The 15892-nt window shown below is 41.8% G+C and carries 10 protein-coding genes; 1 reads left to right on the top strand and 9 read right to left on the bottom strand.

Annotated elements, in window-relative coordinates; translation table 11 throughout:
* Positions 1–10: 10 nt before the first annotated feature.
* From ACGHVY_RS22230 to ACGHVY_RS22190, 9 genes are all read right to left on the bottom strand, one after another.
* On the bottom strand, positions 11–2566 hold the full coding sequence (locus ACGHVY_RS22230; protein ID WP_390601625.1) for a nucleoside hydrolase: 2556 nt from the start codon (positions 2564–2566) through the stop codon (positions 11–13).
* A 12-nt stretch (positions 2567–2578) separates the two neighbouring features.
* Positions 2579–4201, bottom strand: coding sequence for a DUF4832 domain-containing protein (locus ACGHVY_RS22225; RefSeq protein WP_390601623.1), 1623 nt, complete (start codon positions 4199–4201; stop codon positions 2579–2581).
* Between the two features lie 17 nt (positions 4202–4218).
* Positions 4219–5634 (bottom strand): RagB/SusD family nutrient uptake outer membrane protein, encoded by a 1416-nt coding sequence (locus ACGHVY_RS22220; protein WP_390601621.1) that lies wholly within the window; start codon positions 5632–5634, stop codon positions 4219–4221.
* 13 nt (positions 5635–5647) lie between these two features.
* The gene (locus tag ACGHVY_RS22215; RefSeq protein ID WP_390601619.1) at positions 5648–8593 is read right to left on the bottom strand and encodes a SusC/RagA family TonB-linked outer membrane protein; all 2946 of its coding nucleotides are present in this window, start codon (positions 8591–8593) and stop codon (positions 5648–5650) included.
* 59 nt (positions 8594–8652) lie between these two features.
* Entirely contained in the window at positions 8653–9816 is a 1164-nt protein-coding gene (locus ACGHVY_RS22210) for an IS4 family transposase (protein WP_002561845.1), read from the bottom strand.
* 136 nt (positions 9817–9952) lie between these two features.
* The gene (locus ACGHVY_RS22205) at positions 9953–11128 is read right to left on the bottom strand and encodes a DUF1566 domain-containing protein (protein ID WP_390601618.1); all 1176 of its coding nucleotides are present in this window, start codon (positions 11126–11128) and stop codon (positions 9953–9955) included.
* 12 nt (positions 11129–11140) lie between these two features.
* Positions 11141–12076, bottom strand: a complete 936-nt coding sequence (gene rbsK / locus ACGHVY_RS22200) for a ribokinase (protein WP_390601616.1) — start codon at positions 12074–12076, stop codon at positions 11141–11143.
* A 41-nt stretch (positions 12077–12117) separates the two neighbouring features.
* Entirely contained in the window at positions 12118–13041 is a 924-nt protein-coding gene (gene rbsK, locus ACGHVY_RS22195; protein ID WP_308746351.1) for a ribokinase, read from the bottom strand.
* 227 nt (positions 13042–13268) lie between these two features.
* The gene (locus ACGHVY_RS22190; protein WP_308746352.1) at positions 13269–14810 is read right to left on the bottom strand and encodes a hypothetical protein; all 1542 of its coding nucleotides are present in this window, start codon (positions 14808–14810) and stop codon (positions 13269–13271) included.
* A gap of 253 nt (positions 14811–15063) precedes the next feature.
* On the opposite strand from ACGHVY_RS22190, the gene ACGHVY_RS22185 reads away from it, so the two are divergent.
* Positions 15064–15867 (top strand): inositol monophosphatase family protein, encoded by an 804-nt coding sequence (locus tag ACGHVY_RS22185; RefSeq protein WP_308746353.1) that lies wholly within the window; start codon positions 15064–15066, stop codon positions 15865–15867.
* Positions 15868–15892: the final 25 nt, after the last annotated feature.

Below are 15892 nucleotides of genomic sequence, written 5' to 3'. Positions count from 1 at the left end.
GACTTTTTCTTTATTGATTTGTATTCTTTTCTTCTTTTCCTGTCACCTGGCGGACAATGGCATCTAATGTTCTCTGAATATTCTCATTTCCTTGAATCATAAGATATTGATGTTGTCCTTTGTCTGACGCATTAAATAGACTGTGTCCTACGCTGTCTATTGTAATCGTTCCCTTTGTTGACAGTGTAAAATAATCCTTCTCCGGCTCTATGGCCTGTATGACAGAGGTCAAATCCCAAGTTTGCCTGTCGTAAGGCATTTTGTCATATATCTGGTAAGATACACAAAGAGGATGCTTGTAAGCGTCCGGAAAATCATTCAAGATACTCTGATGCGGATACAACAATTTGTTGCCTAATTCCCAGCCGCTTGCAATGACCGGAGTGGGCCATTCGCTGAATACGGTTTGTGCGGCATTTATATCCTGTACTAGATTCCATTCGGGGAAATCGAACTCGTTTCCATAGAGTCCTCCCATTACGGATAATAGCTTCACCTTTTTGGCAACGAGTGATTTGCCGTCCAAAGGACTGTATTCGTCGGCTTCCGAGTGTAGCAGGCGTGAAAGATTCGTTTCCGGTCCTACGGCAATAAATACCACGGAATTATCTGGTTGCGAAGCCAGCAATTTCCGTAACAACTTATATCCTTCCGGCAGATTTTCTTTTATGCTTCTTTGAGGATGCAGTATCTTATTGCCTTCAATAATGGTATCCAAAGTTTGGCGGAGATACCCCCCGTCTTCGGGAGTAGCCCCGTTGTATGCATATCCCAATGGAATGTCTCCCCTCTCGTTGAGGCGGCAATATCCGTCAATATATTCAATTGAATAAGGATTGGATTTGCTGATTGTGATACCTAGCAGATCTATTTTTCCGGCTTTCTCATAGTTGAATAACATTTGCATAGCCAGCACATCGTCAATGTCATTGCCGACATCCGTGTCGAATATCACAGGAACGGGTCGTTCGAATTGATATTTTAAAGACTTGTCGCTTTGAATGTCGAAGAATAAATCCGGATTCAGACGGGTCTCGGTAACTGATTCATCAATGCCGATATAGCCCATTGGGTGATAACCGCCTTCGAAATAATTTTCATTGGCAAATCGGAGCGAAGGTTGCATGCCGGCCGGATCGAGCACCGTTAAAGCCAGGATATATTTTCCTTTAGCAATGGGGACGTCAATAGAGATATTCTTCCGGATATGGTAAGTCTCCGGAGCCGTCTGGTATTTATGTTCATCCATTGACCAATTATCTCCGGGCATCCATTCGGAGATGTTTACTCCTTCTACTATTTTTCCCCACACTTTTTGATGACTTTCAGGGTCTAGTAAAGCTACTTCTACCGGCCAGTTATAATAGAATGGAGACGAGCCGGTGTTGACAACTTTGAAAGAAATAGGGAATTGTGCTCCCGTTTTAATTTCTTTCGGGTAAGAGAACTCATTGATAATGAACCGATACCCCATAGCTTTTTGCAATATCTCTGCATTTTTCTGAAATTCCGGTTCGTTGAAGTCTGCCCAGGTGATTCCGCCTAAATGATTGCAATGCAAGTTTCGGATCTGTTCCATGACATATTCCCGAGTATCTTTATCTGCCACCACTTCTTCAAAAGATTTGAATCGTGCCAGATCTCCCCAGTTCCAGGTAATTTCTCCTCCTATTGGCTGGGTTTTCCAGCGATCACCCAGCTTTTTCATTTCCTCATAGCCTCTTACAATTTCTTGGGGTTGAGACCATGAATCCCAGTAAATCCCGAACTCATAATCTTTAAACTCATAGGCATAGCGAACCATTACTTTCTTGTTTTTGAATGCTTTGGTGAAAGCATCTCCCAGAATTTTCTCCATGCCCGGAATCCATGTTCGGTTAACTACGTGTTCCGGTTCGTCGTGCGGAGCCCAGTAAGTTGACAGATCCGGGTCATGGTGTTCTCCCCATTCACCGATAATCCCCATTTCTACATACGTCACTCGTGGATCGTTATCCCATGCCTGTCCGAGTTTCTCTACAAGTTTTTTTACGCGTTCAGGAAAAGAAGGGTCAAAGTACCCCCCGGTAATGGGGGTATTTTTGTCTTTCTCTTCTACATAAGCAGCTACGGAGTTCGGTCTTTGCTTATAAGGGCCTTTTTCCGGAGCTATTCCTTTGGGCCAGTGCCAACCGGTCAAATCATCCGGATTAGTGGAGGCTTTAGGTTTTCCGCCATGCCAGGGTTCCAGCCATACAAGAAAGACCCGGGGAATTACTTTGACATTTATATCTTCCACTCCTTTCCAGCGATGATTGCTGTAAGCGATAATTTTGTCTACTCCGTCGTTGGCGTCGTCTTCGATCATGTTCCACTGCATATATTCTTTTGTCAGTGAACCGTAAGGGTAGGGATATTCTTCCCTGACCCGGTCGATACCGGGAGCGAAGAATTCCCTGAATCCTTTCATCGGATTCCTGAATGCATTCGGATACTCCTGATAAGAAACCGTGACGGTTTGCTCGCTACAAGCAGATATCGTTCCGAATAGCATTAGGAGTAATATGTTTCTGATGTTTGATTTCATTAAGTTGATTGGTTATTGGATTTTATATTTCAGGGTTTTATCCTGTTTCATATCATCGAAACTGCCGGTTGGAATTTCAAAATATACGGGCTCCGTATTGACACCGATGTGTCCCATGGGATGACGTCCTCCTTCAAAGTAATTCTGAATGGCAAATCTTAATGAAGGAAGCATGCCGGACGGATCTAATATGGAAATTGAGATGATATAATCTCCTGTGTCCAGTTTTTTGTCTAAAGTTAGTTCTTCCTCAATATGATTCGTTGCAGCCGGTTGAGTATAGACTTTTGCTGAATTATTCCAGTTGTCTCCCGGCATCCATTGTGATATTTTAGGAGTTTTCAATGTTTTGCTCCATACAACTTCTTGAGTCTGGGAGTTTAGTAATGCAATTTCTACTGGCCAGTCATAATAGAAAGGCGACGATCCTGTGTTAATCACGTCGAAGGATACCTTGAATGGCTCGTTCGGTTTGATACTTGTCGGGTAGTTGAAATTGGATAAAACAAAGCGGTAACCCATTGTCTTTTGTAGTAATTCTGCGTTCGGTTCGAAAGTCGGGTCATTAAAGTTAGCCCAGGTGATACCTCCCAGATGGTTGCAATGCAAATCACGTATTTGCTGAATGACCAGGTCTTGTGTTTTGGCATCTGCTACTACTTCTTCAAAAGATTTGAATTTATAAAGACTTCCCCAGTTCCAGGTAATTTCTCCGCCTATGGGTTGGGTTTTCCAGCGATCACCTAATTTTTTCATTGCTTCATAACCACGTTTTATTTCTTCATCAATAGCCCATGAATCCCAATAAATTCCGAATTCGTAGTCTTTAAATTCGTAAGCGTAGCGGACCATCACTTTCTTGTTTTTGAATGCTTTGGTGAAGGCATCTCCCAAAACCTTTTCAATACCAGGAAGCCAGGTACGGTTCTCTACATGGTTGGGTTGGTCGTGAGGAGCCCATACTGTAGTGATATCCGGGTCATGATGTTCCCCGAATTCCCCGATAATCCCCATTTCCACATACGCTACCCGCGGATCATTGTCCCATGCTTGTCCGGCTTTCTCTACCAGCTTTTTCACTCTTTCCTGAAAAGTAGGGTGGCAATAGCCTCCGATAATAGGAGCGTTAAGATCGTTTTCATTGTATGTCTCGCCCGGAATGTCGCTTGGCCAGTGCCAGCCGTTCAGGTCATCAGGGTTGTCTGTATGAGTGTTCTTGGCATATCCTCCGTGCCAGGGTTCCATCCATACGATATAGATACGCGGGATAACCTTGACATTGATATCCTCTACTCCTTGCCACCTGTGGTTACTGTAAGCTATAATTTTGTCGACACCGTCGCTTTCATTGTCTTCCAGCATATTCCATTGCATATATTCTTTTATGATAGAGCCGTAAGGGTACGGATATTCATCTCTAACTTTATCATAGCCCGGACCGAAGAATTCGCGTAGTCCTTTCATCGGATTTCGTATCGCATGGAGGTATTCTGCCGGATTGATTGTAACTCTGCCATCTTTAACTTCTACAGTTCCTCCTCCTTCAATGGGAGGGAGTATGCCATGGTCTTCTTCTTTACATGAATAAAAGAAGATACTCATTAATAGTCCTGTGATAAAAATAAATTTTCTCATGTGTTGAATGATTTATGTTAATATCCTTCGTTGTTTTCAGTGATAGCGTCATTGGCGTCGACGGCTGCCTGTGGAATTGGGTATAAAACATGATAGGGCTGAATGGTAACTCCGGCATGGTCTTTCATATATTCGCCCAGTTTGCTGAAACGGATTAAATCCCATCGACGCAGGTGCTCACAACATAATTCGTGTAATCTTTCTTCCAGTACGACTTCGGCAAACTGTTCTTTGTTCAGATTGTCTGTTGCTGTTATGGAAGTCAGACCCGCCCTGTTTCGTACTTCATTTAAAGCATCGTATTTGTCATTACTTGTATCATCTATACTATTTAGTGCTTCCGCTTTCATCAAAAGTATGTCCGCATAACGAATAAGAGTGAAATTCAGATTATCATCTTCAATCACATTACCGGTTTCGGCATCCCAGAATTTGCCGGAGGAAGGAGGTGTCTGAGCAACACCTGCATATTCTGTGATGAAGAATGCTTTTTTACGTTTATCATCATTATCATAAGAATCGTATAAATATTGTGTCGGACCAAATCCGCCCCAGCCGCCAAAGTTGGTCGGGCCGCCTACATTACGAGGTCCCCAATAAGAATGCTGGATACTTCCTTCCAGTCCCCACGAACCGGAATGTTTGAATTGAATTTCAAATATATTCTCATATTCCTGATTCTTGTTTTTGGGATCAAATATATCTTTTAGATTATCATACAGTTTGAATTTGCCTTCGAGCATCCGGCAGTATTTTAATGCTTCTCCCGGTTTTCCCCACTGAAGGTAAATACGTGCCAGCAAAGCCTGGGCTGCATAGGCCGTAGCTCTTCCTTTATCTTGGGCATTCGGCCAGGAGGTAGGGAGCCCGAGAGCAGCTTCCATGTCTTGGGTAATCAGTGTATATACTTCGTCAACCGTGGCGCGCGGTCTCATGATTTCACTTCTGTCAATGGATGATTTTGTCCATAAAGGAACTCCACCGTACATTCTGACCAGGTCGAAATAGTAGATTGCTCTTAAAAAACGGGCCTGCATAATCATGGAGCTATGGAGATCCGCGCTAACTGCATCCGAAGGCATGTCTATAACTGCATTGCAACGTTTGATACCTTCGTAGCAAAGCCGATAGTGATTATCCAAGAATCCGTGTGAAGCGGAAAATGTATAATAATGTAACTCCGAGTAAGCTGCCCAACCCATATCAAACGGAATAACTTCATCTGTTCCGAATTCGGTAAGGGTAATGGTGTATTTTCCGACAAAGACTTCCTGAAGCGTGCCATAAGCGGCATAAAGAGTTTGCTGCCAGTCTTCCGGTTTTTCATAAGCATTTTCCGGTGTTAGTACACTTTGAGGGGTCAAGTCAAGAAAGTTGTCGCAACTACATAATGTCAGGCAACTGAAGGCCAATATTGATAAATATTTTTTCATAATGTTTCTGTTTTTAGAAGTTAAGAGAAATACCACCGATAAAGCTACGGGCGTTCGGATAAGGATTGGTATTGTCGCTGGACTCTACATCAAATCCCGTAAATTCCGTAGCTGTGAATAGGTTTTGTACAGAGAAATAAACTCTGATATTTGAGGCTTTGATATTTCTGATGACACTTTTCGGCAAGCTATAACCAATTTCCAGATTACGGAGGCGGAGATAATCACCTCTTTGAAGATTTGCATCAGTACCATCTCCGTTGGCATAGGCACTGCCAACTCTCGGAGCCGGATATTTGTTGTTCGGCCTGTCTTGTCTCCAATAATACTTGTAATAGTTTTCACTCATGTTTCCCCATACATTGAAAGAGTTGAGATAACGGTTCAGTGAATTATTGATTTTATGTCCTCCTGCAAAAGTAAAGAACGCGGTAAGGTCAATACCTTTATATGAGAATGTATTGGTAAAGCTACCGTAATATTTAGGAGTGGAAACTCCGCAGAAATCACGGTCTTCTCCGTTGATTACATAGTCTTTCTTGGCATCCAAAATCTTACGGTCACCGGGCTGGGCATTGTATTTAGCAGCTTCGGCTGCTTCATTTGTTTGCCAGATACCTTCGGATTTTAATAAGTAGAATTGACCGATAGGACGTCCTACGAACAACGTTTTATTGACATCTTGTTTGCCGTCGTAGAGTTCTTTGATTTTATTGTTATTATAAGAAATCATGAAGGCTGTTGTCCATAAGAAGTCTTTGGTACTGATGTTGACTGTGTTCAGAGTAAATTCAATACCTTTATTATCGATTTTACCGATATTGGTAAGTGAAGTTCCGAAGCCGGATTCCAACGGAAGGGGGACTTCCCATAGCAGGTCGGTCGTACGCTTATAATAAGCTTCGATCGTACCAGCTATCCGATTGTTGAATAATCCGAAGTCAATACCCAAGTCTAGTTGGTTGGCTTTTTCCCAGGTCAGTTCCGGGTTCGAAATAGAGGTTTGCACAGAACCGGTTACCAGGTTATTGCCTAAGATGTAATTGGCAGAAGCTCCTCCGAGGGCGATTGTCGGGGCATAAGCGAAATCGCCGATATTCTGATTACCCAGTTTGCCGGCACTGATTCTTAGTTTCAGGTTGCTGATGACCGGAGCGTTTTCTTTGATGAAACTTTCTTCTGAAGCACGCCATGCAAGAGCCAGTGACGGAAAGAATCCCCACCGGTGTCCCGGGGCAAAACGGGAAGAACCGTCACCGCGCATGGTCAATGTTGCCAGATAGCGGTTGCTGAAATTATAATTGAATCGTCCGTAGAAAGACACCAGAGAAGAGGGGACTGCATACGAAGAGTTCGGCCCGTGTTCTTCCGCTCCTTGCAAATTGTAATACTTGAGAATGGATGACAACTTTTTAGAGTCAGCCGTTACTTCCTCATAATCTGTTCGGGAAGCAGAGAAACCTGCCATTGCAGAAAATTGATGTTCTTTGTTGATGTCAAATGAATAAGTGGCAGTATTCTCTGTTTGCCAATATCTTTTCTTGTTCGACATTACATTGGCATGGCCGCCAGCCGTATAATGCTGTCCCATGCGTCCGTCTTCATAAGTATTCACTTTGTAAAAGACAAGTTCTCCACCGTTATCGGAACGTAATTTCAAGTTCTTTATCGGTTCTATCTCGATGTAGGCGGAACCTACGAATCTGGATTTGAGTGTGGTTTTGTCAAGTAAGTCAACAATAGCCACCGGATTTGCTCTCGTATTGAGGAAACCATCGAAATATTCTCCGTCTTCGGTATAAATAGGAGCTGTCGGTTGTGAACTAATGGCGCTGAACATAGTTCCGTATCCCGAATCTGCTTCTTCGTTGATATTCATGAGTTTTGATTCAATGACATTGAAACGTACTCCGTATTTTAGCCACTTGTTTAGTTTGGCATCCATATTATATCGAACAGTCAGTTTATTGAAGGACGAGTTTTTGATTGTACCTTTCTGGTCATACCAGTCTACTCCCAGGAAATGTTGCATATCATTCTTTCCACCGGAAATGGAGAAGTTATAGTTTTGGTATTGCCCGTTTTGGGTAACTGCGTCCTGCCAGTCGGTCGACTCACCGCGACTTAGCAAACGTAGTTCTTCTGATGTCCATTTGTAATTAGGTTGAGCAATGGATACCAATTCATAATATTGCTGCGCGTTCATCAAGTCTTGTTTGTTCAACATTCGTTGCGTACCGAAAGAGGCATTCAAAGAGATTTTGGCTTTTCCGCTTGTACCCTTTTTGGTAGTCACAAGTACTACACCATTAGAACCTCTCGAACCATAGATAGATGCGGAAGAAGCATCTTTTAAAATTTCGATAGATTCAATATCACCGGAAGATAAATCCTGCAGACCTCCTTGTACGGGAATACCGTCGACGATATATAACGGCTCGCTGCCGGCTCGGAGCGAACCTACTCCGCGAATAACGACAGAAGCATCCCCACCTGGTTTTACGGAGCCGGTAGTTACTTGCACACCGGCAGCAAGTCCTTGCAGGGCAGTCGTCACTGTTCCTACTTTGGAGTTAGTAAGATGTTCTGATTTGATAGAGGCAACGGCACCTGTCAAATCGCTCTTTTTGGCAATACCATAACCGATTGCTACTACTTCGTCCAAGTTAATGGCATCTGCTGCCATTTGTATATTAATGACATTCTGTTTCCCTATGGTAACCGATTGTTTTACCATACCTACAAAAGTAAATTCTAAGATATTTCCTTTTTGGGCTTTGATGCTGTAGTTTCCATTGGCATCACTTACAGTTCCTGTTTGAGTACCTTTTACTGTTATAGATACGCCTGGTAATGTTTCATTGTTCGTATCAGAGACGGTTCCTTTAATGCTGATAGTCTGTGCATGTAATACACTGGCAAAAAAGATAGCTATAAATAATATGATGTGTTTTTTCATGACGCTTATTTTATAGGATTGTTCACTAGTGTCCCGTTAAAATCGGGACGAGTTATTAATTAATCAAATAATCCCGGAATAAGGGGATTAAATTGTTCTTTGACATCATTGAAATTAGTCTTATTAAACAGCTCTTGTAAAGGCGTTTTATCTGTTAATGAGATGCTAAGAATCTGCAAGACCTCATAAGTTGAACGATTCAGTTGCATATCATATTGGACAATAGCTACTAAACAATAGGTGATGATAGCAACACTAATCTGTATTCGAACCGCATTCTCGGTAGTACCCCAGAACCTTTTTATCTTAAGGTGTTGTTTCAGCCATTTGAAGAAAAGTTCCACGAACCATCTTTTCTTATAAAGATTGGCAACATCAAGTGCAGATATGTGTTTGGCATTCGTCAGGAATGTGAATTCACGATCATCCTCTTCATCATAGAAACGGATGACTCTGAATGATTCAGGATACTTCTTTTCAGAAGTGTACCCTATCAGTTTCACTTCCGCATCTGAAAGGATATTCTTCGGCATTCTACGCTTCCATTTACAGAACTTGCATTTCAGATTAGACTTCGCTCTGACTACAAAGAAAGAACCTGTAAGATGAATCCGATAAAGTTCTTTAAACGAGTCATACGCTCTGTCAAATATATAATAAGCATTTGGCTCATAATTAATTGCGGACATTTCTGTTGAATCATGCCTGGATGCTGTAGTTACTGTATAAAAGGCTGGAAGTTGTGCTTCTATGTCATAAAGGACATGAGCCTTAACTCCACCTTTTTTCTTACGGAACTTCGCCCAAGGGAATGTAGCCAAACATAAAGGAATCGTAGTGGAATCAAACGCATACTTCCTTCCTGGAATATCCAAGATGTGAGTCGATCGTTTTTCACATGCTTCCTTCATCATATAGAAAGCAAAATCTTCGAAGATTCTGTAATCCCGATTCTGATTGGCAGATGCAAGCGTAGTTTTGGCAATGGGCTCACGACCCAATCCCAAATGATAACGCTTTCCTTGATGTGCTTCCAAAGCTACAATCAAGTCACGAAGACTTTCACGATTACTGAGTTGACCGAACATCATTGCAAGTAACTGACTCCAGCAAGTGAAATGTTTCACATAACGATTGCCATCATACTTGTCTACAAGTCTTCTGAACTTATCATTGTTCAAGAATTCTACTAACTGAGCGAAAACATATTTATCTTGGTTCATTTGAGGTCACCTTAATTGACCTCAAAGGTATGATTTCAAATCGTCGCGCCTAAAAAGTAGTATCTAATAGACTATATTTCAATTATTTCAAAGAACTATTTATCCACTTTTACGGGACAGTAATGAGGATTGTTATTTAATAGGCCCGGATAGGAAGAACACCAATTTTCCAACCGCTTTTTGAGCAGATTTCAGAAACGATATTAGTATCTTCGTAGAAGTTCACATAATAGGCAGACCAGCCGGTTTCCCCGTCACCTTCGCTTGAGGTCCAGTAATTGTTTGCTGGAATATTGGCTCCTTTCTCAGCTAATAAACTTTTAACTTTGAATACTTCGATCAGCTCTTCTCTGGAAGGGAGGAACCAGTCGGCATATACGGCATTTCTTTCAGTGACACTATTATCCAAGCAAAGTTGGGCGGCAATTTTGACTCCTTGCCATTCGGGCCAGTTGTTCGCACTCTGTAATGCATTAAACTTCTTGACTATATTTTGAGTGTTTGTATAACCGCTTCCCATACTTTTACTCGTTCCGGCTGCGTCCGACGGAGCTACTTCAGGACCGAATTGTTCTGTTCCCGTACCGATGTTGCTCATATTTACGATATATCCGTGTGCTTTTGCTGCATCCACCCAGAATACAACACCTCCTCCGAGTTTGTCACCGACATTCGTCTCGATAGTGATTGTTCCAAGATTACTTTTCCGCTCTCCTCTGACAATCATAATGGAGTTTACTCCGTATAATCCTTCAGGAAGTGTAAATTCTACTCCTTCTTCATTAAGAGTTAATGGTAAATTATATTCGACGCCTGCCGGATAGAAGGAAGCATATAGTACGGCAACGTCCCCGGCTTCAAATCCTTTTCCTTGAATCTCGACTTTGCTCTTGGGCTGCACATTGCCTGAAGGTAGAACGATATCAATGATCGGAACTACGAAAGGCACTTTAAAAGTTCCGTTTAAAACGGTCTGTTTACCCGCTCTTTCAATTGTTACGGTATACTCGCCGCCTGCTTCCACCGGGACGATAAACTTCAGGTAACTGTCTGTAATCTCCGTGACTTCTACCTTTTCCTTCTGGTTGGTAGCGTTACTTAAATAGACTATATCTTCTTTTGCAAAACCAAGTCCGTTGATTTGCGCAACCTGACCAGGGATGATATCATTCTCCGAAGGAAATTTTATTTCCTTTAGGATAGGCGCTATGGGAGTAGCGATATGTTCGTCGTCGCTATCACAACTATAAAAGTTGCATACTATCAAGCCCGATAGAATAGGGATGAGTAGTTGTTTCAAATAGGTTTTCATGGCTCATTAAATTTAAAAGTTGAACGATAAGGCTAATTCTTTTTCAATCATGAAGTGCTTCACTTCATCGAGAGTAGGAATAGATGGTTGTGCACCCGAGCGCGTGACTGCAATGGCTGCCGCAGTGTTGGCAAAGTTGAGTGCTTCCTGATCTATTTCTTTCTTTGCGCAAGCGACCGCCAATGCGCCGCAAAAAGTGTCGCCTGCGGCGATTGTGTCGATCGCATTTACTTTACAACCGGGAAGTTGGATGATTTCTTTTTCATTTTTCATGTACACACCTTGACTTCCCAGTGTGATTACCACATTGCTGGTACCCGTTTTCAGCAATGTTTCAGCAATTTCCTCAAGATTGTTATCTGTATAATCGATTCCTGAGATGAATGCTGCTTCCAGTTCATTGACAACTAGTATATCAATGGCTTTCATCAATTGTTCATCAATCAGGCAGGCTGGTGCGGGATTGAACAATACCTTTTTACCTTTTTGTTTTGCTGATAAAGCTATTTTTTTAATTGTTTCGTAAGGAATCTCAGCCTGCATGACAATAATATCAGCTTCGTCAATAACTTCTGAGAAATGAGTGATTGAACCGGGTAATAAAGAATAGTTGGCGCCGGGAGCTACTGCAATGCAGTTTTCACCACTGTTGGCCACAAAAATAAGTGCGGTTCCTGTGGGATGATTGACATCATCAATAATGTAATCAGTGGTGATACCTTCTTTCTTAAAGTGATTTTTTAAAATATCCGCATACATATCATTCCCCAAAGACGTGACAAATGTCACGGAACCGCCAAGTCTGGCTGCCGCCACAGCTTGGTTGGCTCCTTTGCCTCCGAGAGACTGCATGAAATTTGCATCTCCGACTGTTTCGCCGGGTGCCGGGAGGTGGCTGACTTGTGCAACCATGTCGATGTTTGAACTTCCAATAACTACTACTTTCATTTGAATCAGATTTATGTGATTGACCTAGGCTTCTCTTTATTTTATAAGTTGACTTCTCTTTTATATGGAATAGCACTCTGGGCTCCAATACGGGTAACGGCAATAGCCGCCGCTGCATTGGCAAATTCGACGGCTTCCGTCAGCGAGTGCTTTTCGGACAGGTAAACGCTGAATGCACCGCAGAATACGTCTCCGGCACCGGTAGTGTCGACTGTCTCCACTTGTTTGGCGGGAATCATGACGTAGTTGTCTTTCTCCTTTACATAAGCCCCGTCTTTGCCTAATGTAATAACGACATTTTCGATACCTTTATCTCCGATTGTCTTGGCGGCCCGGTGGGCACTTTCTATATCCATGACTTTAATACCGGACAGCATTTCGGCCTCAATCCGGTTAGGAAGTATGGTGTGTACGTTTTCTAGGAAAGTGTCACTCAGGGTAGATGCAGGCGCCGGATTGAGTATCACCTTTTTGCCATACTTGTTGGCGATAGCGGCTGCATATTCCGCTGTTTCTATCGGAACTTCAAGTTGCATGAGTATAATATCAGCTTCCTTGATTTTTTCTTCAGCTTTATTGATATCCTCTTCTGAGAGGGAGCGACTTGCACCCGGTGCAACGATAATACTGTTTTCTCCGAAAGAATCAACGGAAATAAGCGCCACGCCCGATGGGCTTTTCTGGTCGGTGAAGATAAACTCTGTGTTAATCTTTTCCGATTTATATATTTCCAATGCTTGCAATCCGAACAGGTCGTATCCGATTTTGGAAATGAAAGTAACTTCGGCTCCCAGTCGGGCTGCTGCGATTGCTTGATTGGCTCCTTTACCTCCGGGGTTCATATAGAAAGTTCCACCTAGAATGGTTTCTCCGGGGACTGGGAGCCTGTTGGCTTTCACAACCATATCGGTATTACAGCTTCCGATAACTACGATTTTGGGTCGATTGCTAGATATAGTTTCCATAATATTAATAATTAAGATGATGCAAATAAAAGGAATAATAATGCTTTGTTTTTTACATTAATATTTCATTTATATAATTTCAAACAGGATATTTCGTGTGAAATAACCTATTTTATAAGTGGTTTGTGGATTGTTTTATTGTGCAGATTTATATAATTGCAAATGGATAAACCGAAAACGCGGAAGGTGCTTTTGTGCTGTGAATATAGCTTATTAGCTTTATCTTTTTAGATTTCTTTAGCATTGGTATGTTGTCTAAGAACCTCAGACAACTTTTCTTTTCGTATTTTTGATTCTATCCATGCAGTAAAATCGAAAATGCGTAATAACTGATTTTCGTATTTGTCGTTGTATAATTCATGAATTTCCGGATATAGCTTTTCCCAGAAAGCTTCCCGGTCTTTTCGTAAAATAGGTAGATTACTTTTATTCAGAAACCATAAAACCGTACGTTCTGTTTTGAAGGTCTGCTCTTTGGGAGAAGACAAACTTCGGGTGATGGAACGTGATTCGTGTGTTATTAATTCAAATTCTTGTGTCTCATAATAGGCGATAAGGCGAACCAGTCGAATGGTTCTCATCAGCGGAAGATATTTAATGTTGTGGTCGACAATAGCGTTGCTTATATATTTCTTTGCTGCCTTGTAGTTCTGATTGCCGATGTGTATAAGAGTCGTGTAGAGTAATAGCTCGCTTTTGCGTATAGGACTTAGCCATGCTTCTTTGTCATAGAGCGACTCCTGATAACGATTCATGAGCTCTGTACAATTAAAGAAGTCTCCTTTATCCAGATAGGGAAACAGCTCGTATTGAAAGAGCAGGCAGGTAGCATTCACTTTAAATTCAAGTGATGAATCTTCCGCTATCAGCCTTTTTAATTTCTCCAGGAAATACGGCATTTCGTTGTAGTTGCCCACCGAACGTAAACTTCCAAGTACCCCTTCAAGCACTGACAAATAATAAATAGGAGGATTCGACCAGAATTGTTGGTTCTGCTCAAACAATGAGTTAAGCTCTTTATATGAGTTCAGGGCAGCTCTGTAATCTCCTGCTCCCATCAGATAATTGGCCTGAAAAAGTTTATGATTTCGTGTCAGTTCAAAATTCCCTTCTGCGTCTGAAGAAGCGGCTATATAAAGCTCGTTTACCATGAGATCGTTCATATCTTGTTTTTGCTTCGCAGTTCGTATAGCTCCGATATGAGAGAGACGGTATTTTAATAGATTGTGCAGAGAAGATTGCTCCGTTATTTTTCGAATTTTCTTTAAAGAATCATTTTGGATAAAATGTTTATGGAAAAGTTCCTGCTCGGTCATATTGGGGAAATTCAGCCGCAACAGATATTCCAGTTCCTGTTTCTGGGCAATCATCAGTATCTCATTGTTTTCATAGAACTGCGCCTGCTCTATCGTGTTGGATAGTATCTCAAAACACTCTTCGAACAGGGAACGCTCATAAAGCATACGGGCTTTACATAAATCGTTCAGCAGATCATAGTAGATGTCTTTCTTTTTTCTTAATGTGAGCAGTGTGTCTACCAGTTTCTCATATAAATATTGAATGGATACTTCAAAAGAACCTTTCGGTCTACGTTTATAAAACTCTTCTTTTACCGCATTTCCGTTGGGCTGTTTACTCTTCGTGATAATATCGTAAATCACAAGATAGTCCTTCTCTTCCTTGTCTTTGATGACCTGCAAGGAAAAGTGTTTCTTTTCAGATTTTGATAAAGAGTATATCAGGGAAATAACGGAGTCGACTCTTTTCATGAAGCCCTTTCAATTAGTATTCGGGTACAATATTCGGGAAATTCTGTGGAAAAAGCAAATCTCAAGTACGTTAAAAATCCGGTTCGCATGGTGCTGAATCGGATTTTTTTATATTAATGAACAAGAAGATATTTGGAATTTCCATCTAATGCCTTGGAAGTTCTTATCTTTTTCGAGGAAAACTCTCACTTCTATCAAAAAAAGTAATAATTTTGGCATAGATTTGTGGGTAGTCTAAATAACAAAAGAAGAAATGTTAGATTTGAAACAACTTACAGCCGAAGTATGCCGCATTGCAACTGACGCCGGACATTTTTTGAAGGAAGAACGGAAGAACTTTCGTCGTGAACGTGTTGAAGAAAAGCATGCGCACGATTACGTATCTTATGTAGATAAAGAATCCGAAGTGCGAGTGGTGAAGGCTCTTTCTGCTTTACTTCCTGAAGCGGGATTTATAACCGAAGAAGGTTCTGCCACCTATCAGGATGAACCGTATTGCTGGGTGATTGACCCGTTGGATGGAACCACGAACTATATTCATGATGAGGCTCCCTACTGTGTATGTATTGCTTTGCGTAATCGCACCGAACTTCTCTTAGGCGTCGTTTATGAAGTCTGCCGGGATGAATGTTTTTATGCCTGGAAAGATGGAAAAGCCTTTATGAATGGTGAAGAAATTCATGTCTCTACTATTCAGGACGCGAAAGATGCATTCGTTATCACGGAATTACCTTATAATCATCTGCAATATAAACAGACTGCTCTTCATCTGATAGATAAACTGTATGGAGTAGTGGGCGGTATCCGCATGAATGGTTCAGCCGCTGCCGCAATCTGCTATGTAGCTATCGGACGTTTTGATGCTTGGGCGGAAGCCTTTCTTGGGAAGTGGGATTATTCCGCAGCAGCTTTGATTGTGCAGGAAGCGGGCGGACGTGTAACGAACTTCTATGGTGAAGATAACTTTATGGAAGGGCATCATATCATTGCTACGAACGGACACCTGCATCCTTTATTTCAGAAACTTCTGGCGGAAGTTCCACCATTAGATATGTAGAAAAAATATCTCCTTATAAAATCCT

The sequence above is a fragment of the Bacteroides sp. f07 genome (assembly GCF_042854785.1).
Taxonomy (GTDB): domain Bacteria; phylum Bacteroidota; class Bacteroidia; order Bacteroidales; family Bacteroidaceae; genus Bacteroides.
The sequence above is the reverse complement of the archived record's forward strand: the minus strand, read 5'-3'. Positions and strand labels throughout refer to the sequence as shown.

Coding starts and splice junctions, on each gene's coding strand:
- ACGHVY_RS22230 (WP_390601625.1), bottom strand. CDS start 2,566: ATGAAATCAAACATCAGAAACATATTACTCCTAATGCTATTCGGAACG.
- ACGHVY_RS22225 (WP_390601623.1), bottom strand. CDS start 4,201: ATGAGAAAATTTATTTTTATCACAGGACTATTAATGAGTATCTTCTTT.
- ACGHVY_RS22220 (WP_390601621.1), bottom strand. CDS start 5,634: ATGAAAAAATATTTATCAATATTGGCCTTCAGTTGCCTGACATTATGT.
- ACGHVY_RS22215 (WP_390601619.1), bottom strand. CDS start 8,593: ATGAAAAAACACATCATATTATTTATAGCTATCTTTTTTGCCAGTGTA.
- ACGHVY_RS22210 (WP_002561845.1), bottom strand. CDS start 9,816: ATGAACCAAGATAAATATGTTTTCGCTCAGTTAGTAGAATTCTTGAAC.
- ACGHVY_RS22205 (WP_390601618.1), bottom strand. CDS start 11,128: ATGAAAACCTATTTGAAACAACTACTCATCCCTATTCTATCGGGCTTG.
- rbsK (WP_390601616.1), bottom strand. CDS start 12,076: ATGAAAGTAGTAGTTATTGGAAGTTCAAACATCGACATGGTTGCACAA.
- rbsK (WP_308746351.1), bottom strand. CDS start 13,041: ATGGAAACTATATCTAGCAATCGACCCAAAATCGTAGTTATCGGAAGC.
- ACGHVY_RS22190 (WP_308746352.1), bottom strand. CDS start 14,810: ATGAAAAGAGTCGACTCCGTTATTTCCCTGATATACTCTTTATCAAAA.
- ACGHVY_RS22185 (WP_308746353.1), top strand. CDS start 15,064: ATGTTAGATTTGAAACAACTTACAGCCGAAGTATGCCGCATTGCAACT.